The organism is Streptomyces sp. NPDC002490, assembly GCF_040296045.1.
Classification (GTDB): domain Bacteria; phylum Actinomycetota; class Actinomycetes; order Streptomycetales; family Streptomycetaceae; genus Streptomyces.
In genome coordinates this window covers 31618-52387 of record NZ_JBEOWM010000006.1, presented here as the reverse complement: position 1 = coordinate 52387, position 20770 = coordinate 31618, and the positions used below count along the sequence as shown (strand labels likewise).

Sequence of the window (20770 nt, the reverse complement as noted above, 5' to 3'; positions counted from 1 at the left end):
TTCAGGAGGCCAGGAAGCCGCCGTCGACCCCCAGGACCTGGCCGTTGACGTAGGAGGCGGCATCGGAGAGCAGGAACAGGACCACGGCGCTGACTTCGGACGGTTCCCCCACCCGGCCCGCCGGTATCAGGCGGTCCCAGTTCGCGGCTCCCTCATCGACGGTGATCGAGTCCAGGTACATGTCGGTCGCGATGGGCCCGGGGGCGACGCCGTTGACGCGCACGCCGAACTCCGCGTACTCGACCGAGGCCGACTTGGTCAGTGCCACCGCCGCGTTCTTGGACGCCGCATAGGCGCCGACGCCGGGGAAGACGGTGCGGAAGCCGTGGACCGAAATGTTGTTGACGATGGCTCCGGCACCCGCCTCGGCCATCCTGCGCAGCTCGTGCTTCATGCACAGCCACAGGCCGCGGGTGTTGACCGCCAGGGCGCCGTCGAAGGCGTCCTCCGTCAGATCCGCGACCCGCCCGGGTGCCGACGCGCCCGCGTTGTTGAACGCGCAGTCGAGGCGGCCGTAGGTGCGCACGACGGAGTCCACCGCGTGTGCCACCTGTCGGGCACTGGTGACGTCGGCCGACACGTACATCGCCTCACCCCCGCGGTCCCTGATCTCGTCGACCACGGCCTGCCCCTCCTTCGCGCGCCGCGCCGCGATGGCCACCTTCATGCCGCACTCCGCGGCGGCGAAGGCGGTGCTGCGGCCTATCCCGGAGTTCCCGCCGGTGATCAGCACGACCCGGTCGGCGAGGCGGGCCGGCAGGTCCAGGAGGTCCCGGACGGGGGAGGACGAGGTCACCGGTTCGTCCCGCGCCGGACCAGGTCGGACTCCTGGTGCTCGCCCAGACGCTTCATGCGGTGTGCGGCGTCCGCGATCTCCTCGGCACTCACGTCGTTGAGGAAGGTGGCGCGGCCGATGCTCTCCACGACGGGCAGGTTCTGGTTGCCGTTGCGGTGGCGCATCGTGTCGGCCAGGGCCTGCATCAGGAGGTCGATGTCGGCGAAGCCCGGATGCCAGGTCGGAAGGCCCAGGCCGGTGGCGGTCGCGGCGATCCTGTCGACCTCGTGGTGGTTGAGGTATCCGCGGCCGTGGGCGATGAACGCGGACAGGAGGCAGTCCAGGGCCACGGCCTCCCCGTGCAGGAGCTGCTGGACGTGCCGCATCTCGACGAGCGGGCTGAACGAATGCCCGTAGTCCACCGCCCGCCGGAGGTCCTTCTCCCAGAGGTTGTTCCGCAGTTCGTCGATCATGCCGGCGATCGCGCGCCTGATCGCCTCGGCGCCCTCCGGCGACTGGAACTTGTTCGCCACCAGCGCCGGGCCGCCGTTCTCCAGGAGCGCGAAGAGGGCGGGGTCCTTGATGAGGCCCATCTTGAAGATCTCACCGCCGCCGTTGCTGATCTGCCGGGTGGACACGGTGCTCAGGAAGGCGGGATCGACCAGGGTGAGCGGAGGCGGACTGTAGGAGCCGATGCGGTTGCGGAAGCCCTGGAAGTTCACCCCCGTTTTGGCGGCAACGCTGACGTCGACCAGGGAGAGCAGGGTCGTCGGCACCCGCGTGTGCGGTATGCCGCGACGGTACAGACTTGCGGCGAGGCCCACGACGTCGAGGACGACGCCGCCCCCGATGGCCACGGGCGCGTCGCTCGCCCGCAGGGTGCCGACCTCGTTGAGGGCGCTGATGACCTGGAGCACCTGGCCCATGGTCTTGCGTCCCTCGTCACCGAGGAGTTCGAGCAACCGGTGGGGGACGTTGTACTCCTTGAGGTAGCGCTCTAAGCGGGCGCCGTACAGGCGGGCGACCGCGCGGTCCACGATGACCAGCTTGGTGCCGCCCTGCGAGTCGCTGGTGAGGACGTCGGCCAGCGTGGGGTTGTCCAGGTCGAGGAGGGAGGGCGTCTCGCGTATCTCGTAGCTGACGTCGAGTTGTGTGCTGATCGTCCAACGGTCCGCGGACATGGGTGGGTTTCCTCTCCGTTGCTTCCGGTACGGGGGTGTCGGCCACGGTCGGCCGACGCACGGCAGATGTCGGGGGAGCCGGGGGAGTCGGGGGAGTCGGGGAAGGGGCGCACGCGGTGGGGAACGCCGGTTCAGGTGCGGGGGCTCGACAACAGGCCGAGCGCGGCGCGGCGGAGCGGCACGGGGATCGTCGGTGAGGTGGGACGGGTGACCGCCGTATCGGCGGAGGAACTCAGGAGCTGCGGGATTCCGGCGGCGAAGCCTTCGCCCCGGCCGCTGCGCGCCGTCGCCCGGTCGGGCCGCTCGTGGGAGGTCCCGACGGCCCGGGAGGGGCTGCGGGGGAATGGCCGAGCATGCCCGGGCCGTAGTTCGTCAGTCCGGACGGGGCGAACCGGGAGACGGTCGTGCATCCGACGGTCGTGCATCCGACGGTCGTGCATCCGACGGTCGTGGTGCCGGGGCGACCGTGTCCCGAGGACAACGGGGACGAACGGGACGACCGGCAGGAGCCGGGCCCGACCGTCCGGGCTGAACGCGGTCGCGGTGCCCCGGGCGGGGGGAGCGGGCGAGCCCGGGCCGGTGGCCGCCGACCTTGCGCCGTCGCGCCGGCCCGACGGGGCGGCCACTGCGGTGACGACAACGTTGCCAGAGTGCCCCGACGATGCCCGTACTACAGAGGGCCGGTGCCGGCGAGAAGGTCTCCCGGGAGGCGACGGTGCGGAGGGCCGGCACGTCGGGCCTCGTCCGCCGGGAGGTCCCGCATCCGTCGACGAGCAGAGGACGCGAAGGACCGAAGGCGTTGAGCACGCATCCGACGGCGGACGCCCCGGCGACCTGCGCCCGGGGCACGCGGCCGCGCTGGAAACAGTACGTCGTCTGCAAAGAAGGGTCTGGCTGTTCAGGCTTGGCCGCGGACTCCATCCGGTGCTCCCTCGCGCTTGCGCGTGGTGGGGGACGAGTGACTTTGTTGCAGCGTGAGCACTTTATTAAGTGCCTTACATTTATATTGTTCCCCAACCTACTGTCAAGGGGGTCCTGGTCATGCCAGGCTTGAACAACGGGCAAGGTCTCACGCCTGCGGATCTCCGGCGCGCCAACGCCAACAAGGTCGTCGGGCTGTTGCGGGTCACCGGCCCTCTGCGCATCAGTGACATCTCCAACCGGACCGGCATCTCGCGCCCCACGGTCACTCAACTCGTCGCGTCACTGGAGGCCGACGCCCTCGTCGAGTACGTCGACGAACCCGCTGCCCAGGCGGACTACCCCCGTCTGGGACGCCCGGCGCGGCTGGTGCGCTACCGCGCCGAGAACGGCTACGTCCTGGGTGCGGAGGTGGGCCCCAGCCGTCTGCTCCTCGTCGTGATGGACCTGGCCGGCCAGGTCGTTGCGCGCCACGAAGGGCGCCCCGACTCGGCGCGGAGCATGGACGAGCTGATGACCGAACTGGAGTCGCAGATCGAAACGGTGCTGAAGGCGGAAGGAGTGGCCCACGGCACGGTCAGGAGCCTGGTGGTGGGGGCACCCGGCCTGGTCGATCACCGGGCCCGTTCCCTGACGCAGGGGCCGTGCCTGGCCCAGTGGGACAGCGACGGCCACCGCGCCAGGCTCCAGCGCCGGTTCGGCTGTCCGGTGCACTTCGAGAACGACGTCAACCTCGCGGTGATCGGCGAGTCGCGGCGCGGTGCCGCACAGGGGCTCGCCACCGTGGCCTACGTCCACTGGGGAACCCGTGTCGGAGCGGGCATCCTCGTGTCCGGCAACCTCCACGCCGGAGCCTCGTCGGCGGCGGGCGAGATCGGCCACCTCGTCCTCGGTTCGACCCACGGTCCCCTGGGCCAGGGCACCTTCGAGCAGGCGGTGGGCGCACCGGCCATCGCGGCACGCGGCCGGGCGGCCGCCCGGCGCCCCGACGGCCGGGCGCTGCGCGAGCTCGCCGGCGGAGACGCCGCATCGGTCCAGGCCACCACCGTCTTCGCCGCCGCCCAGGACGGAGACCCGGTGGCCCGGGCGATCGCCGAGGACTTCATCACCGGCTTCGCCAAGGGACTGGCACCGCTGGTCCTCGTCCTCGACCCCGACATCGTGGTGCTGGGGGGTCGCGTCGCCCAGGCCGGCCCCTGGGCGCTCGGCATCCTGCGCCAGAAACTCGTCCCCCACACCCTCCTGCCCCCGCCCCTGGTCCTGTCCTCGCTGCACAACCAGGCCGCCGCGATCGGGGGCGCCTGCATGGCACTGGAAGCCATCGAACCGCACCTGCTGTCCGCCCCTTCACCCCACCACCGGTGAGATGGGGGCCGCCCCGGGCGTGGTCCGCACCGCGGATCGAGGAGCCCGGACGCTGCGAGCCCGGTGACCGGCTCCGCCGAACCCGGGTCGCCGTACCTCACTGGGCAATACACCCAGGAGGCGATGCACGCGGCCAAGCAGCGCGACGTACCCCGTCCTCCTCCCGGTGGGCCGTTCGTCGTGCCACTCAGCCTGATGACCACGGGTGCCGGTGCAGGGGCGGACCCGGTGGTCGGAGGTGCTCACACCGCTCTGCTGATCACGCGGCTTCCGCAGAGCTTGGACCAGTCGTAGCGGTCGGAGGTCAGGACGATCACGGGGGCTGGAACGCGGAGCGAGAGTGCCGCGACGAGGGCGTCGATGGCGTACTCGTGCCCGTGCAGCCCGCCTGCGTCCTGAAGCAGCATCACTGCGGTCAGGGAGTCCTCTTGGCTGACCGGTTCCACCCGCAGCCGGGAGAGCACCCACTTCAAACGCGCCAGATCGGCCTTCCCGTGCACGGCTTCGACGATGGTCAGGGCTGTCAACCCCCTCGAACTGTGGAGTCCTTCCTATGCAGCCAGCCCCACGGTGAGGCCGGCCCAGTACTCGCGTTCGTAGTCGATCGGGCTCTTGGCCCCGCACACGCTGTGTAGCCGACGGGTGTTGTAGAAGTCGGTGATCCAGGTGGCGACCCTGATCCGGGCCCCGGTCCGGGTGCGGAAGGTGTGCCGGCGGACGTACTCGACCTTCAGTACGCTGTTGAACGCCTCGCTGACGGTGTTGTCGAAGCACGAGCCGACCCGGCCCATGGACTGGGTGACGCCCAGCCGGCGGCAGGCCCGGGCGAACTTCCGGGACGTGTACTCGGTGAGTTCAACCGGTCGCTGTGGAAGATCCCGCCGCGGACGTCGCCGCCGCGGGTGGCCGCTGCCATGTTCAGCGCGGCCACGACCAGGTCCGCGTCGTGGCGGGCGCCCATCGGGTAGCCGAGCAGGCGCCGGGAGAACAGGTCGATGACCGTGGCGAGGTAGAGCCTGCCCTCCTCGGTGACGATCTCCGTCATGTCGCCCGCCCAGACGAGGTCGGGTTCCTCGGCGGTGAAGACCCGCTTGACGAAGTCCGGTGCGGCCGGCCGCTGTAGAACCACGACTCGCTCACGCCCAGAGCGCGGCACGAGACGGTGTGCGGGATGCCGTGCTCGGTCCTGTTGTCGCTGATCACCCCGGCCACGGCGGCCGGGTCCGCCGCAGCTACTTCACCCACAGGACCATGCAGCGTTTGAGGACATCGCACTCCATCCCCAGCTCCGTGTTCTCCTTCTTCAGCGCCGCGTTCTCCGCCGTCAGCCGGGCGATCAACGCGTCCCTGTCCTCCGGCGTGCCCTTATCCGCCCGCTTCGCCCGCGAGACCCAGCTCGCCAGGGTCGTCTCGTTGATCCCCAGGTCCTCCGCGACCTCGGGGACCGGCTTCCCGGTCTCCGTCACGATGCGCCCCCTCGCGAAACTCCACCGTGAACTTGCGACTCTCCTCCGCCATGACAACCAACATCCCCTGCTGTCACGGACTCCCACGCTACGAGGGGAACCTCACACGACCCCGAGTGCGGACCGTGCACGCCCTCGCTCTCCTGGCCGATTTGCGCCTATGCGCCAACACGTGGTCGACGTGCAACGCCCGGGATCCGCGCCTGGCAGGGGTTGCCCAGGGCGCTGTCGAGCCAGCCGCCTGCCCCGAGGTCTTCGACGACCTTGCCCCGCGCCCCGAACGGTTCACCGTCCGTACAACTTCGGCTCTCCCGCAATGCACCCGTGATTCTCATGGCCCGCTCAGATGCCGTTGGTTGCGTTCCTTCTCGCCGGCCGGTCCGGGCCGCACGACGAGGAGGAGCAGGGTGTCACAAGCCGCAGGAGCAGAAGAGGACGCGCAGCCGCTGCACGTGGCCAGCAGACTGCACGCGTTCAACCGGTTCGAGCTGAAATACCTGGTGCCGGTCGAGGAGGCCGCGGAGATCCGGGACGAACTGGGTGAGCGGATGGACCGCGACCTCAACAGCCCGGTGGGCGGCTACGGCGTGTGGAGCCTGTACTACGACACTCCGCAGCTGCGGTTCTACTGGGAGAAGATCGAGGGGCTGAAGTTCCGCCGCAAGCTCCGCATCGGCCACTACGGCGATCTCGACTCGGTCACCGACGACTCGCCGGTGTGCGTGGAGATCAAGCAGCGCGTCAACCGGGTGACGCAGAAGCGGCGGATCACCCTGCCGTACGGGATGGCGCAGCGCCTGTGCGACGGCCGCGAGATGGTCGACCACAGCGTCAAGGAGAGCGCCTTCGTCCAGGAGGTCCTCGATCTGATCGTGCGGCTGAACCTGCGGCCCACCGCGATCACGGGCTACCAACGGGAGGCCCTGGTCGGCCGGGACGCGGACACCGGCCTGCGGGTCACCTTCGACCGCCGGGTACGGGGCCGGGACCGGGACTTCCACTTCGGCACGCCCACCCCTGAGAACCGGTTCACCATTCCGCCGCACATGTCGGTGATGGAGATCAAGGTGAACGAGCGCACGCCGCACTGGATCACCGACGTGGCCGCCCGGCGCAATCTCAGCCTGGTTCGGATCTCCAAGTACGTGCAGTCCGTCGAGGCGTTCGGCCTGGCGCCGCGTTCGGTCTTCCACATCAGCGAGGCGGACTGTCCGCCGCCGCCCACCCCCATCGAGCAGCAGTCGCACACGTTGCTGAAAGCAGGAGCCGAGTGAACTTCGATCTACAGGAACTCAGCGGGACGTTCAGCGTCGCCGACGTCGTGGTGGCGCTGTCACTGTCGTTCGTCCTGAGCACGGTGATCGGCTACACCTACCGGTACACCCACCGCAACGTGTCCTACAGCCAGTCCTATGTCCAGACCCTCGTGATCGTCGGCATGATCGTCGCGCTCATCATGCTGATCGTCGGATCCAACCTGGCACGGGCGTTCACCCTGATGGGCGCGTTGTCGGTGGTCCGGTTCCGTAACGCCATCAAGGAGACACGGGACGTCGGCTTCATCTTCCTGGCCATGGCCATCGGCATGGCCTGCGGTGCCCGCTTCTACACGCTGGCCGTGGCCGGCGCCGTGACGATCTGCGTCGTCATCCTGATCATGTTCAAGTTCAACTGGTTCGCCCTCGACGTGCAGCGGCAGGTCGTCAAGGTCCAGGTGCCCACGGGCGAGGACTACGGCCCGGCGATCAGCGACGTCCTGATCAAGTACACCAGCGAGTACGAGCTGGTGAGCACCGAGACCATCCGCGGTGGGGCTCTGACCGAGGTGTTCTACACCGTGCGGATGAAGAAGGGCACCGAGCCCGGCGACCTGGTGTCGGCGCTCCAGGAACGTACGTCCGGGCAGCGGGTGACGGTCCTGACCGGTTACGACACCACGGACCTGTGATGCCCGGCGACGAGCGGGACGCGGTGGCGGTACCGGTGCGCAGGCGGCGGCTGAAGGACCGGCTGCCGGTACGGCTGCGCCACCACTGGAAGCCGGCCGGAGCGCTGTGCGCCGGCCTCGCGGTGGCGACCTACTTCTTCGGCGACGCCCGCGTGTCGCCGTACGTGACCTCCTCCTCGCGGGTGGAGGCCGACACCATCACCCAGGACGTCGAGGGCACCGTCGGCCTCTACGACGCGACGGTGGCCCACTCGATCCAGCTCACCTACCAGCAGACCGACTTCGACAAGATGATGAAGGAGTTCGAGGACGAGGGGACGAAGGACTACATCGCGGCCGACCTGACGATCGACGGCGTCCATCTGGAGGACGTCGGAATCCGTCTCAAGGGGAACTCCACCTTGATGTCCCTGCGGGGCGACGGCAAGGGCATGCCCGGTGGCGGCCGGAACCTGCCCGGCCGTGCCGGTGACCCGCCCGCCGCCGACCGGGGAGCGCGCGGTACGGGAGCCGCCGCCGGTGGGGGCCCGGGAGCGGCCGGCGGAGGGCCGGGCGGGATGGTGCAGTACGACCTGTCCGCGAAGAAGCCCGAGGAACTGCCCTGGCTGATCAAGATCGACGAGTACATCGAGGGACGCGCCTACCAGGGCGAGCGGGAGATCTCCCTGCGCCCCGGCGTGAACGAACAGATGCCGCTGAACGAGGCACTGTCGCTGTCCCTCACCGAGGCGTCCGGGCAGCCCGCCGAGGCGTACAGCTTCACCTCGGTGCGGGTGAACGACCGGCCCGCGGTGTCCCGTCTGATGGTCGACAACCCGGACACCGAGTACGCCGAGGCCGTCGGCGACGGCAACGGAGTCCTGTACAAGGCCCGGGCCGGCGGGAGCTTCGCCTACCGCGGGGACGACCCGTCCGAGTACGAGACCTCCTTCCGCCAGCTCAACAAGGTGGGCAGCCAGGACCTGAGCCCGGTCATGAAGCTGATCAAGTGGGCGGACGAAGCCTCGGACAAGGAGTTCGAGCAGGAACTGCACGAGTACGTCGACGTCGACTCGCTCGCCGCGTACATCGCCACGCAGAACCTGCTGCTCAACTTCGACGACATCTCCGGCCCCGGCAAGAACTACATGCTCTGGTACGACCTGGACACCAAGAAGTTCTCCGTCCTGGGCTGGGACTACAACCTCACCTTCTCCGGCGACACCGCCGCCGGCCCGGACGACAAGGTCGGCATGGGGGGCATGGGCGGCGGCCGTGGACGGGGCGGAGAGGGGCAGCAGAACGGCGAAGGCGGTCCCGGCCAACCGGAAGGGGGCCTGCCCGAAGGAATGCCCGACATGCCGGAAGGAACGCCGGAGCTGGGGGAGGGGATGGAACCGCCCGAGGGAATGCCCGGGGGCGGCAACGGCGAGCCCGGCGGCCGGGGCGGTTCGATGGGCGGCAACGCCCTCAAGGACCGGTTCCTGGAGTCCGACGCGTTCGACGCGCTCTACAAGGCGGCGTACAAGGAGGTCTACGCGAAGACCTTCGCCTCCGATACGGCGGTCGAGGCCCTGAACACCATCGCGGAGCAGGCCCGCGAGGCGGCCGGGTCCTCGAAGGAACTGGACACGGCCGTGGAGAAGCTGCGCACCACGGTGACCGAGCGCACCGCGGCGCTCGCGAAGAACGAGCAGGTCAACGGATGACGCCGGGGCCCGGGGCGGCCACCCCCGCCCCGGGCCCCGGCCGCCTCTCACAGCCGGTGCCGCTACCCTCGCGCGCACCGTCCTCTACCCCAGCGAGCCGCACATGCCCCGCCCCGCCCCTGCCCGGTCCACCATCCTCGTGGTCGAGGACGACCCCAGCATCCGTACGCTCCTCACCTCCGCCCTGCACGCCGCCGGACACTCCGTCGTCGCGGCCGTCACCGGCCAGGAGGCCATGGTCAAGGCGGGCGACAGCCAACCCGACCTGATCGTCATGGACGTGATGCTGCCCGACGCCGACGGCTTCGACCTGACCCGGCAGCTGCGCGCCCAGGGCCAGTACACCCCGGTGCTGTTCCTCACCGCGCGCACCGACGCCGAGGACCGCATCATCGGCCTCAGCGCCGGCGGCGACGACTACGTCACCAAACCCTTTCACGTCCAGGAGGTACTGCTGCGCATCCGCGCGATCCTGCGCCGTACCGGCACCTCCGCCCCGACCCTGGACGCCCGCCCCCGCCCGCCCCTGCGCTACGACGACCTCGTCCTGGACACCGAGGCCCACACCGCACACCGCGCCGACCGACCGCTGAAACTGTCACCGACGGAATTCCGGCTCCTGACCTGCCTGATGTCACAGGCCGGCCGGGTGCTCGGCAAGGGCGAGATCCTCCAGGAGGTGTGGCAGTACGATTTCGCCGGCGACACGCGGATCGTCGACACCTACATCAAGTACCTGCGCCGCAAGATCGACGCCGCCCCACCCGCCCTGATCCACACCGTCCGCGGCGTCGGCTACTGCCTGCGCCTGCCCGACGACGGCACCCCCGGCACCGGAACACCCCGCCCGTGAAGGCCGGCCTGAGAGCGCCGCGCTCGCTGCGCACCCGGCTCGTGCTCATCGCCACCGTCCTGGCGACCTGTGCCGTACTGCTGTGCCAGACCGCCGGACTGACCGTGCTGCGCTCCTGGCTCACCGACCAGGTCGACGACCAGCTCGCCGACTTCAGACCGCCCCGCCGCATGTACGAGGACATCGCCGACGACGGCCGGCTGCGCGGTCCCAGGAACGACGACGTCCTGCCCTCGGACTACCGCGTCTACCTCTACGACTCCGACGGCCGCCTGATCGACGACTCGCTGGGCCGCGACGACGACCGCGGACCACGACTTCCCGCCGCAGCGGCCCGGTTGAACCTCGGCGATGGCGTGCCCACCACCGTTTCCGCCGCGACGGGCGACGGCAGCTGGCGCGTGATGGCCGACTCCGGACCCGACCGCATGAGGGCGGTGGTCGCCCTGCCCCTGGACACCGTCGACGGTGCGACCACCAAGCTGCTGTGGTTCAGCGCGTTCCTCGTCGTGATCGTCGCCGCCGGGGTCGCCCTGCTCGGCAACGCCGCCGTACGTCTGGGCCTGCGGCCCCTCTCCCGCGTCGAGGGCACCGCCCAGCAGATCACCGACGGGGCCCTGGACCTCCGCGTGCCTGACCCCGACCCCACCACCGAGGTCGGACGGCTGGGACAGGCCCTGAACACCATGCTCGACCGGCTGCGCACCGCCCTGCACTGTACCGCCGCCTCCGAGCGGCAGATGCGCCGGTTCATGGCCGACGCCGGACACGAACTGCGCACCCCGCTCACCGTCATCCAGGGATTCGCCGAACTGCTGTGCGACGACCCCCACATGCCCGCCGGACGCCGCGGCGAAGCCCACACGCTGATCGCCGCCAACGCCGACCGCATGAGCCGCCTCGTGGACGACCTCTTCCTGCTCGCCAAACTCGGCCACGCCCCCGGCCCCCATCCGGAACCCGTGGACCTGCTCTCCCTGGCCGCCGACGGCATCACCAGTACCGCCGTACGCCGCCCCGGCCGGACGATCGCCCTGGAACCGCTCCCCGACGGCGAGGCCGACATCAGCGGCCGGGAACTGGACGTCGTCGAGACCGTCGGCGACGCCGACCAGCTCGCCCAGGTCGTGACCAACCTGCTGACCAACGCCTGCACCCACACCCCGGCCTCCGCACGCATCCGCGTACGCGTCGGCACGATCCGTACGAGCGCCGCCACGGGCGGCCTCGACCGGCTCGGACGCACCAGCGCCGCCCCCGCCCTGCCGCCCGGCACCCAGGTCGCCGTGGTGGAGGTGGCCGACACCGGCCCCGGGCTCAGCTGCGAAGACGCCCGCCACGTCTTCGACCGCTTCTACCGTGCCGCCCCCTCGGACGCCGGCGAGCCCGGCAGCGGCCTCGGCCTCGCGATCGCCTCCGCGATCGCCGAGGCCCACCGGGGCCGCCTCGAACTCGACACCCGTCCCGGAGCCGGATGCACCTTCCGCCTCCTCCTGCCCGTGCACTGACCCGACGCCCCCGGCCTGCTCTTCGGGCCGTGCCCCGGCGAGGTCGAACCGCTGGCGGTAGCCGGATCGTGCGACGATGCCGGTATGAACCGACTGTCAAACGAACAGTCGCCCTACCTCCTCCAGCACGCCTCCAATCCAGTGGACTGGTGGCCATGGGGAGAGGAGGCGATGGAAGAAGCCAAGCGGCGGGACGTGCCCATTCTCTTGAGTGTGGGCTATGCGTCCTGCCACTTATGCTTCTACGAATTCACTGGTGCCACGTCATGGCGCACGAGTCGTTCGAGGACGAGGCCACCGCGGCTGTCCTCAACGAGCACTTCGTGAGCGTGAAGGTCGACCGCGAGGAGCGGCCGGACGTCGACGCGGTGTACATGGAGGCGGTGCAGGCGGCGACCGGGCAGGGCGGCTGGCCGATGACGGTGTTCCTGACGCCGGATGCGGAGCCGTTCTACTTCGGGACGTACTTCCCGCCCGAGCCCCGGCACGGGACGCCCTCGTTCCGGCAGGTGCTGGCGGGGGTCGAACAGGCGTGGCGGGAGCGCCGGGGCGAGGTCGGGGAGGTCGCCGCGAGGATCACCCGGGACCTCGGGGAGCGCCGGTTGGGGCACGGGGCGGGCGTCCTGCCGGGGGAGGAGGTGCCGGCCCGGGCGCTGCTGGAGCTGACCCGGGAGTACGACGCCCGGTACGGGGGCTTCGGCGGGGCGCCCAAGTTCCCGCCGTCCATGGTGCTGGAGTTCCTGCTGCGCCACCACGCCCGAACGGGGTCCGAGGGCGCCCTCCAGATGGTCGTGGACACCTGTGAGCGGATGGCCCGGGGCGGGATCTACGACCAACTGGGCGGCGGGTTCGCGCGCTACGCGGTGGACCGGGAGTGGGTGGTGCCCCACTTCGAGAAGATGCTGTACGACAACGCCCTGTTGTGCCGGGTGTACGCGCACCTGTGGCGGGCCACCGGTTCGCGGTCCGCACTCCGGGTCGCGGTGGAGACCGCCGAGTTCATGGTGCGGGAACTGCGCACCGAACAGGGGGCGTTCGCGTCCGCGCTGGACGCCGACAGCATCGGTCCCGACGGCCGTTCCCACGAGGGGGCCTACTACGTGTGGACCCGGGAGCAGCTGCGGGAGGTGCTCGGGGAGCGGGACGCCGAACTGGCCGCCGCCCACTATGGGGTGAGCGAGGAGGGCACCTTCCCGGAGGGCGGTGCCGGCGTTTCGGTGCTGCAACTTCCGCAGGACGAAGGGGTGTTCGACGCCGATCGGGTGGCTTCGGTGCGGGAGCGGTTGTTCGCCGCCCGGGCCGGGCGGCCCGCGCCGGAGCGGGACGACAAGGTGGTGGCGGCCTGGAACGGGTTGGCGATCGCCGCGCTGGCGGAGGTCGGCGCGTACGCGGACCGGTCCGACCTGGTCGAGGCCGCGGTGTGCGCGGCCGATCTGTTGGTGCGGGTGCACCTCGATGGTGCGGCCCGGCTCAGCCGTACCTCCCGGGACGGTCACGCCGGCGCGAACGCCGGCGTGCTGGAGGACTACGGGGACGTGGCGGAGGGCTTCCTCGCGCTGGCGTCGGTGACCGGGGAGGGGGTGTGGCTGGATTTCGCGGGGTTGTTGCTGGACCACGTGCTGGTGCGGTTCGCCGACGGGGACGGTTCGTTGTACGACACCGCCTCGGACGCCGAGCGATTGATCCGGCGCCCCCAGGACCCCACCGACAACGCCGCTCCGTCCGGCTGGACGGCCGCGGCCGGGGCGCTGCTGTCGTACGCGGCGCAGACGGGGTCCGCGCCGCACCGGGAGGCGGCCGAGCGCGCCCTCGGGGTGGTCGCGGCCCTGGGGGCGCGGGTGCCCCGGTTCATCGGCTGGGGGCTCGCCGTCACCGAGGCGGCACTGGACGGGCCGCGCGAGGTGGCGGTGGTCGGGGCGGACGACGACCCGGTGCGGCGGACCTTCCACCGGGCGGCGCTGCTCGGCACCGCGCCCGGGGCGGTCGTCGCGGTGGGTGCTCCGGCACGACGGGACGCCGGGGCGGAGGGTGGGGACGGCGGCTCGGGGGTGGAACTCCCGTTGCTCGCGGACCGTTCGCCGCAGGGCGGACGGACCACCGCCTACGTCTGCCGGAACTTCACCTGCGACGCCCCGACCACGGACCTGGAGCGGCTGCGGACGGCCCTCGGGGTGCGGGTCGATGTCGAAGGCGGCCGCGAAGGAGACGCCAACGGGGCTGATATCAAGACAACTTGAGCGATCATGATGACGCACCCGTAACCCGCCGAACGGCGGGTTACGGGTGCGTTTTCTTTCGGAGAATGACCCGGAACGAACGCTTCCGTGCCCGAAAGATCGCCATACAGAGCCCCGCTATGCGAAACAGGCCATTTATCGACCGAGTGACCTGACGTCCGCTGATGCTCCTAATCTCTCCCTGTCGGTGGGGGGCGCGACGAGGTGTCGTGCGCCGGCGGGGTCCATGGGGGGATCTGGTTGCTCACGTCGGTCTTCGTCGCCGCGGTGTCGCTGGCGCTGTTCTGGATGGCGGCGTTCACGCTCTGGTGGCAGATGCACGCCTGGCGCACCCCCGAGGTGCTGGCCTCGACCCGCTTCGCCAGCCCGGAGGGCGGCGGCGCCCTGTCGTTCTCGCTGCTGCTGCCGGCCCGCCACGAGCAGGCCGTCCTCGACCACACCGTCCGACGGCTGCTGGAGTCCACGCACCCGGACTTCGAGGTCATCGTCATCGTGGGCCACGACGACCCGGAGACCGCCGAGGTCGCCCGGCTCGCCGAGTCCCGTGACCGGCGGGTCAGGGTCGTCGTCGACACCCACGAGGCCAAGAACAAGCCCAAGGCCCTCAACACCGCCCTCCCGCACTGCCGGGGCGAGGTCGTCGGGGTCTTCGACGCCGAGGACCAGGTCCACCCCGCGCTGCTCGCCCACGTCGACCACGCCTTCCGCTCCACCGGCGCCGACGTCGTCCAGGGCGGGGTGCAACTCATCAACTTCCACTCCAGCTGGTACAGCCTGCGCAACTGCCTGGAGTACTTCTTCTGGTTCCGCTCCCGACTGCACCTGCATGCGCAGAAAGGATTCATCCCACTCGGCGGCAACACCGTCTTCGTCCGCACCGAGGTGCTGCGCGAGGCCGACGGCTGGGACCCGCAGTGCCTGGCCGAGGACTGCGACCTCGGGGTCCGGCTGTCCAGCGTCGGCAAGAAGGTCGTCGTCGCCTACGACTCCGACATGGTCACCCGCGAGGAGACCCCCGGCAGCCTGCTGTCCCTGTTGAAGCAGCGCACCCGCTGGAACCAGGGCTTCCTCCAGGTGTACCGCAAGAAGGACTGGAAGCGGCTGCCCACCGCGGGACAGCGGCTGCTCGCCCGCTACACCCTGATGACCCCCTTCCTCCAGGCGTTCACCGGGGTGGTCATCCCCCTCAACGTGGTCGTGGCCCTCCTCCTCGACGTCCCCGTGGCCGTCGCCTTCGTCACCTTCCTGCCCGCCGTCACCGCCGTGATGACCTTCGTGTTCGAAGTGGTCGGACTGCACGACTTCGGCAAGCAGTACGGACTACGGGTCCGCCTCGCCCACTACGGGAAGCTGGTGCTCGGCGGACCCTTCTACCAGGTGCTGCTCGCCGGCGCCGCGATCCGCGCCGTGTGGCGCGAACAACGCGGACGACACGACTGGGAGTTGACCAGTCACACCGGCGCCCACCTCGCCACCGCCCCGGCCGCCACCGCCCCGGCCGCCGCCGGATCGGGCGCCCGCCCCGCAGACCTCCGAGAGGACGCCCCCGCGTGAGAGCCACCCTCCCCGCGGCGGACGCCCCTCCCGTCCCCGCGCGACGCCCCCGTGCCGCCCGCCGCCCCGCCCTCACCCGCCGGCCCGTCGTCCGGTTCCGCACCTCCCCCGTGGACCTGGCGCTCTGCACCGCCCTGGTGGCCGTGATCGTCGCCGTCCAGGGCTGGAACATCGGCGCCTACCCCACCTTCAGCGACGACGAGGGCACCTACCTCGCCCAGGCATGGGCCGTCCAACAGGGGGAGGGGCTCGCCCACTACACCTACTGGTACGACCACCCGCCCGTGGGCTGGCTCCAACTCGCCGCCCTGACCTGGCTGCCCGCCCAACTCGCCCCGGAGACGATGACCGTGGGCACCATGCGGCTGGCCATGCTGGTGATCGTCGCGATCAGCGCCGTCCTGGTCTACGTCCTCGCCCGCCGCCTGTGGCTGCCGCGCTGGTCCGCCGCGCTGGCCACGGCGCTGTTCGGACTCTCCCCGCTGGCCGTCAACCTCCAACGGCAGATCTTCCTCGACAACATCGCCGTGCTCTGGATGCTCCTCGCGTTCTGTCTCGCGGCCTCGCCCCACCGCCACCTGTGGCACCACTTCGCCGCCGGGATCGCCGCCGCGATCGGCGTCCTCAGCAAGGAGACGATGCTGCTGGTGCTGCCCGCGCTGTTGTTCACCATGTGGCGCTTCAGCCACCGTGACACGCGCAAGTTCGCCTTCACCGGGGCCATCACCTCCTGCGCCCTGGTCGGCTTCACCTACCCCCTGTTCGCCGTCCTCAAGGGCGAGCTCCTGCCCGGCGACGACCACGTGTCCCTGTGGGACGGCGCCGCCTACCAGATGAGCCGCCCCGGCTCGGGGTTCATCCTCGACCCCTCCTCCGCCGCCCACCAGGTCCTCCAGGACTGGCTGTACTACGACCGGGTCCTGCCGCTGGGCGGACTCGCCGCCGCCCTCGTGCTGCTCGCCGCCTACCGCTGGTCGGTCACCGCCCGCGCGCTGGCCGGGCCCGCCGTCACCGTCGCCCTCCTCGCCCTCGTGGCGATGCGCCCCGACGGCTACCTGCCGGCCATGTACGTGGTCCAGGCCCTCCCCTTCCTCGCCCTCGTCCTCGCCGGCGCCGCGGCCAGCGTCAGCCATGCCCTGCTCCGCCGCCGGCGCCGCCCCGAGGAGTCCCGCCTGCTCCGCGGGGCGCGCATCGGGCTCCTCACCGCGCTCGCGCTCGCCGCCGCGGCCCACACCGTGCCCCGCTGGTACGACGCCAACCGGGACGCCCTCGCCGCCGACGAGAGCGCCCCGCACCGGCAGGCCGCCGCCTGGATGGCCCGCGAGGTGCCCGACCCCGCCCGCACCCGGGTCCTCACCGACGACGCCCTCTGGCTGGACCTCGTGCACGCCGGGTACCGCCCCGGCGACGGCGCCATCTGGTTCTACAAGGCCGACCTCGACCCCGAGGTCGCCCGGACCCTGCCCCGCGGCTGGCGCGACGTCGACTACGTCGTCTCCTCCCGCACCGTCCGCCGCGACGCGGTCGACCTGCCCACCGTCAAGGCGGCCCTCGACCACTCCCGTCCCGTCGTCACCTTCGGCGAGGGCGCCGCACGGGTGGAGATCCGCGAGGTCACGGGGGGCCGGGAATGACCCGCGCCGACCGTGCGGCCACCGGGTCGGACGGTCGACCGACGCCGCTCGCCACCCCGAGGGCCGCAGCCGCAACCGTTGAGGAGTACCGCATGACCCTCGTCCCGCGGCGCGCCCGCTCCGCAGCCCCCACCCGCGCCACCGCACGGCGAAGAACCGCCCTCCTCGGCGTGACCGCCCTGGTCGCCGGAGGGCTGCTCGCCACCCCGCAGACCGCGACCGCCGCCAACCTGCTCAGCAACCCCGGCTTCGAGACCCCCGGCCCCGGCGCCGCCGCCATGCCCCACTGCTGGTCCCGGGCCGGCTGGGGCGACAACGACGTCAGCTACGAGACGGTCGCCGACGCCCGGACCGGCACCGCCGCCATGAAGGTCGCCCTGACCCGCCGGGTCAGCGGCGACCGCAAGGCCATGCTCACCGAGAACCCGACCTGCGCCCCGCGGGTGCAGCCGGGCACCCAGTACGACCTGGGCTTCTGGTACAAGTCGACCACCCCGGACGCCGCCGTCACCCTCTTCCGCCGCGACACCACCGGCGGCTGGCAGTACTGGACGGACCTGCGCACCCTGCCCGTCGCCCCCGACTACCAGCAGGTCGAGGTGCGCACCCCGCCGATCCCGCCCGGCACCGACCAGATCACCTGGGGCGTCTCCGTGTACGGGGTCGGCTCGGTCACCACCGACGACTACGCCATGCACGCCGTCGCCGTCGAACCGCCCGACCCCACCTGCACCGGCGCCTCCGCCGTGGAGTGCCGGGACGGACGCTGGGACGTGCTGCCCACCGAGAACCCCGTCCGCTCCTCGCACGCCGTCGTCCTCCACAACGGCAAGGTGCTGCTGATCGCCGGCTCCGGCAACAGCGAGGGGGCCTTCGCCGCGGGCACCTTCACCTCCGCGATCTACGACCCCGCGAACGGCTCCTACCGGATCGTCCCCACCCCGAAGGACATGTTCTGCGGCGGCCACGTCCAACTCCGGGACGGGAAGGTCCTGGTGATGGGAGGCAACCTCGCCTACCCCGCCGCCGACGGCTCCCACGGCTACAAGGGGTACCGCGACTCGTACCTCTTCGACCCGGACACCGAGACGTACACCAAGACCACCAGCAGCATGAACGACGGCCACTGGTACCCCTCCGCCACCCTCATGGGCAACGGCGACGTGCTCTCCTTCGGCGGCCTGCGCGAGGACTCCACCGGCTCGGTCACCGCCGACCGCTGGTCCGCCGCCGAGAACCGCTGGCTGCCCACGAACCGGGTCAACCAGACCTGGAGCTACTGGGGCCTCTACCCGGCCATGCTCCTGTTGCAGGACGGCCGCCTCTTCTACTCCGGCAGCCACGTCTTCGGCAACGGCACCCCCGGCACCGGCGCCTCCCTCTACGACTACGAGGCCAACACCGTCACCGACGTGCCCGGACTCCAGCGCAAGGACGAGCGCGACCAGTCGGCCAGCGTGCTGCTGCCCCCGGCCCAGGACCAGAAGGTGCTCACCCTCGGCGGCGGCAACATCGAGACCAACCCCGACGCCAACCGCCTCACCGACGTCATCGACCTCAAGGACCCGAGCCCCCGCTACACCGCCGGCCCGCCGATCCCGCAGGGCACCGTCGACCGCGGCGCCGGCCCGGTCCCGCAGTCCGGCGACGAGGGCAAGATGTACGTCTCCGCCGTCCTGCTGCCGGACGGCAAGGTGCTGGAGACCGGCGGCGCCCTGCACAACCGTGCCGATCCGGTCTTCTCCTCCTCCCTCTTCGACCCCGTCACGCGCACCTTCGACAAGGTCGCCACCGACCCCGAGCCCCGCGGCTACCACTCCACCTCGTTCCTGCTCCCGGACGGCCGGGTGATGTCCACCGGCGACAACCCGGGCAGCAACACCTGGAACCACCACGTCTCCGTCTACACCCCGCCCTACCTGCTGAAGGGCCCCCGCCCGACGATCACCTCCCTCCACCGCACCGAGTGGCAGTACGGCTCCACCCAGCGGATCACCGTGGACCGCCCGATCGTCAAGGCCCAGCTCATCCGCCCCTCGGCCGTCACCCACTCCTCGGACCCCAACCAGCGCTTCGTCGACCTGCCCCTCACCGTCAACGGGAACACCATCGACCTCAACGTCACCAGCAACCCCAACATCGCCCCGCCCGGCTGGTACATGCTCTTCGCCACCGACGCGGCCGGCGTGCCCTCCGTCGCCAAGTGGGTCCGCGTCGACGGCCCCGCCGCCCTGAGCCCCACCACCGCCGACCCCGGTGGGTCCCACGCCCACCACGGCGGGGCGCCGACCGCCGCACCGGAGGGTGCGAAGGCGCCGGCCCCGCACGTGCACGACTTCGCGGGCGCCCCGGCCGCCGAACCGAGGGCGCCGTTGGAGGAGCGCGCATCCCAGCAGGTCAGCCCGACCCTCTCCGGCTGCGACCGCCACTACGGCGCCGCCGGGGTCTGCGTCCCGACCGACTACCCGCCCGGCGTCAAGGCGACCACCGCGGCCCGCTGCACCTGGCTCGCCCGGCACGACTACGGCCCCCTGAGGGTCAACGGCGAGTCCGACCCGCAACGCCTCGACCCCGACGGCGACGGCACCGCCTGCGGCAAGGGCGACCTGCGGCGCGGCCGCCGCTGACCGACGGGCCGGGGGAACGCAGCGGCCACGGCGCTGCGGGGCTACGGGGTCACGGGGCCGAACTCCTCGACGGCGTCCGCCACCATCCGCTCCAGCTGGTCGTGGTGGGCGCCGCGCCAGTACACCCCCTCGCACGCGGTGCACCGCGCGAACACGTCGTAGGTGCGCCGGGTACCGTCCTCGATCCGGTCGGCCACCTCGTCCCCGGTCGCCGTCACCAGGGTCCCGTTGCACGCGGTGCAGCGCGTCCAGGGCCGCAGCTCGGGCGCGAACCGCCCCAACACGTCGCGCAGTTGCGCCTCCGGCCGGTCGCTGTAGACGTACGCCCCCGCCCACAGCTCCCGCCGTCGCAGCAGCCCCCGGTCCCGGCTGAGCATGACGCGTCGCTCCGCGGCCGACCGGGCGGCCAGCGCCGGGTCACCGATGTCCACCGCCTCGTAGGCGGTGTCGATCCCGAGCACCCGCATCCGCCGCGCCAAGGTCCCCAGGTGCACGTCCAGCAGGAACCGCAACGGGGCTCCCGGCACCCGCTGGGGACGCACCACCGCCCCCACCCGCACCACGTCCCCGTCCACCGGCACGTACCCGAACGGCGCCGGCCGACCGTGCACGTCCACCCCGCCCACCTCGGTCAACGGCACGCCCAAGGACTCGACCACGTGCCCGAGGCTGGACCTTCCGTCGACCCGCAGCGCGGTGGGCCCGCCACGTCGCCCGTGCGGCACGAAGAGCCCCAGCTCGGGGGCGACTTCCACGGTGATCTGCGGGGCGGTGGTGTGCTCGTGCTTCATGGGGCTCAGGATGTCATTCGGGGCAGGGCGGGACCTACGGGTTTCCACGGCGCTCCACCGGTCACTCCCCACCCAACCGGTCCGACGCCCCCTATCAGACCCAAGGCGTCCCACATCGGACTTCGTGGGAAATTGCCCCCGAACACCAGGTCGTCGTTAGGGTGAGCCCACAGAGAGTAGCGACGGCGGGCCGCCGCCCCGCGTCAGGCGCCGGGTGCCGTG

15 protein-coding genes and 2 pseudogenes are annotated in these 20770 nt (G+C 71.3%); 10 read left to right on the top strand and 7 right to left on the bottom strand.

All coding sequences use genetic code 11. The annotated features are described in order from the left end of the window. Window position 1: 1 nt before the first annotated feature. Window positions 2-796 (bottom strand): SDR family NAD(P)-dependent oxidoreductase, encoded by a 795-nt coding sequence (locus ABT092_RS05535; protein WP_351240082.1) that lies wholly within the window; start codon window positions 794-796, stop codon window positions 2-4. After that, window positions 793-1956 carry a sedoheptulose 7-phosphate cyclase gene (locus tag ABT092_RS05530; protein ID WP_351240080.1) on the bottom strand — a complete coding sequence of 388 codons (1164 nt, stop codon included), beginning with the start codon at window positions 1954-1956 and terminating at the stop codon, window positions 793-795. Before ABT092_RS05530 ends, ABT092_RS05535 begins: the two co-directional genes overlap by 4 nt. Before the next feature lie 1041 nt (window positions 1957-2997). Here ABT092_RS05530 and ABT092_RS05525 point away from each other — a divergent pair. Beyond that, window positions 2998-4242 carry an ROK family transcriptional regulator gene (locus ABT092_RS05525; RefSeq protein WP_351240078.1) on the top strand — a complete coding sequence of 415 codons (1245 nt, stop codon included), beginning with the start codon at window positions 2998-3000 and terminating at the stop codon, window positions 4240-4242. Between the two features lie 242 nt (window positions 4243-4484). On the opposite strand, the pseudogene ABT092_RS05520 reads toward ABT092_RS05525, so the two are convergent. The 4 genes and pseudogenes from ABT092_RS05520 to ABT092_RS05505 form a co-directional block, all read right to left on the bottom strand. Next, a pseudogene (locus ABT092_RS05520) lies at window positions 4485-4769 on the bottom strand (DNA-binding protein); the annotation flags it as partial. 24 nt (window positions 4770-4793) lie between these two features. Beyond that, window positions 4794-5033: an integrase core domain-containing protein gene (locus ABT092_RS05515; protein WP_351240076.1), complete on the bottom strand. Its 240-nt coding sequence runs from the start codon at window positions 5031-5033 to the stop codon at window positions 4794-4796. Then, window positions 4973-5371: a DDE-type integrase/transposase/recombinase gene (locus ABT092_RS05510; RefSeq protein WP_351240074.1), complete on the bottom strand. Its 399-nt coding sequence runs from the start codon at window positions 5369-5371 to the stop codon at window positions 4973-4975. Before ABT092_RS05510 ends, ABT092_RS05515 begins: the two co-directional genes overlap by 61 nt. A gap of 103 nt (window positions 5372-5474) precedes the next feature. Next, a complete protein-coding gene (locus tag ABT092_RS05505) occupies window positions 5475-5708 on the bottom strand; it encodes a transposase (protein ID WP_351240072.1) in 234 nt (77 codons plus the stop codon). Window positions 5709-6115: 407 nt separating this feature from the next. On the opposite strand from ABT092_RS05505, the gene ABT092_RS05500 reads away from it, so the two are divergent. The 9 genes and pseudogenes from ABT092_RS05500 to ABT092_RS05460 all read left to right on the top strand — a co-directional run bounded on the left by ABT092_RS05500 (window position 6116) and on the right by ABT092_RS05460 (window position 19757). Further along, window positions 6116-6982: a polyphosphate polymerase domain-containing protein gene (locus ABT092_RS05500; protein WP_351240070.1), complete on the top strand. Its 867-nt coding sequence runs from the start codon at window positions 6116-6118 to the stop codon at window positions 6980-6982. Beyond that, window positions 6979-7656, top strand: a complete 678-nt coding sequence (locus ABT092_RS05495) for a DUF4956 domain-containing protein (protein ID WP_351240068.1) — start codon at window positions 6979-6981, stop codon at window positions 7654-7656. The genes ABT092_RS05500 and ABT092_RS05495 overlap by 4 nt, the downstream gene beginning before the upstream one ends. Further along, complete coding sequence (locus ABT092_RS05490; RefSeq protein ID WP_351240066.1) at window positions 7656-9344, top strand: CotH kinase family protein; 1689 nt, start codon at window positions 7656-7658, stop codon at window positions 9342-9344. Before ABT092_RS05495 ends, ABT092_RS05490 begins: the two co-directional genes overlap by 1 nt. 103 nt (window positions 9345-9447) lie before the next feature. Next, window positions 9448-10197 (top strand): response regulator transcription factor, encoded by a 750-nt coding sequence (locus tag ABT092_RS05485; RefSeq protein ID WP_351240064.1) that lies wholly within the window; start codon window positions 9448-9450, stop codon window positions 10195-10197. After that, on the top strand, window positions 10194-11705 hold the full coding sequence (locus tag ABT092_RS05480; RefSeq protein ID WP_351240062.1) for a sensor histidine kinase: 1512 nt from the start codon (window positions 10194-10196) through the stop codon (window positions 11703-11705). Before ABT092_RS05485 ends, ABT092_RS05480 begins: the two co-directional genes overlap by 4 nt. Before the next feature lie 84 nt (window positions 11706-11789). After that, window positions 11790-13942: pseudogene (locus tag ABT092_RS05475) on the top strand (thioredoxin domain-containing protein). A gap of 240 nt (window positions 13943-14182) precedes the next feature. Further along, the gene (locus tag ABT092_RS05470; protein WP_351240060.1) at window positions 14183-15496 is read left to right on the top strand and encodes a glycosyltransferase; all 1314 of its coding nucleotides are present in this window, start codon (window positions 14183-14185) and stop codon (window positions 15494-15496) included. Continuing rightward, window positions 15493-17130: an ArnT family glycosyltransferase gene (locus ABT092_RS05465; RefSeq protein ID WP_351240058.1), complete on the top strand. Its 1638-nt coding sequence runs from the start codon at window positions 15493-15495 to the stop codon at window positions 17128-17130. The genes ABT092_RS05470 and ABT092_RS05465 overlap by 4 nt, the downstream gene beginning before the upstream one ends. Before the next feature lie 92 nt (window positions 17131-17222). Beyond that, the gene (locus ABT092_RS05460) at window positions 17223-19757 is read left to right on the top strand and encodes a galactose oxidase-like domain-containing protein (RefSeq protein WP_351240056.1); all 2535 of its coding nucleotides are present in this window, start codon (window positions 17223-17225) and stop codon (window positions 19755-19757) included. Between the two features lie 41 nt (window positions 19758-19798). On the opposite strand, the gene ABT092_RS05455 is transcribed toward ABT092_RS05460, so the two are convergent. Continuing rightward, window positions 19799-20548, bottom strand: a complete 750-nt coding sequence (locus tag ABT092_RS05455; RefSeq protein WP_351240054.1) for a Mut7-C RNAse domain-containing protein — start codon at window positions 20546-20548, stop codon at window positions 19799-19801. Between the last annotated feature and the right edge of the window lie 222 nt (window positions 20549-20770).

Bases quoted from the DNA above. Each gene is read 5' to 3' on its own strand.
- ABT092_RS05530 (WP_351240080.1), bottom strand. From the start codon at position 1,956: ATGTCCGCGGACCGTTGGACGATCAGCACACAACTCGACGTCAGCTAC.
- ABT092_RS05525 (WP_351240078.1), top strand. From the start codon at position 2,998: ATGCCAGGCTTGAACAACGGGCAAGGTCTCACGCCTGCGGATCTCCGG.
- ABT092_RS05515 (WP_351240076.1), bottom strand. From the start codon at position 5,033: ATGGGCCGGGTCGGCTCGTGCTTCGACAACACCGTCAGCGAGGCGTTC.
- ABT092_RS05490 (WP_351240066.1), top strand. From the start codon at position 7,656: ATGCCCGGCGACGAGCGGGACGCGGTGGCGGTACCGGTGCGCAGGCGG.
- ABT092_RS05485 (WP_351240064.1), top strand. From the start codon at position 9,448: ATGCCCCGCCCCGCCCCTGCCCGGTCCACCATCCTCGTGGTCGAGGAC.
- ABT092_RS05460 (WP_351240056.1), top strand. From the start codon at position 17,223: ATGACCCTCGTCCCGCGGCGCGCCCGCTCCGCAGCCCCCACCCGCGCC.
- ABT092_RS05455 (WP_351240054.1), bottom strand. From the start codon at position 20,548: ATGAAGCACGAGCACACCACCGCCCCGCAGATCACCGTGGAAGTCGCC.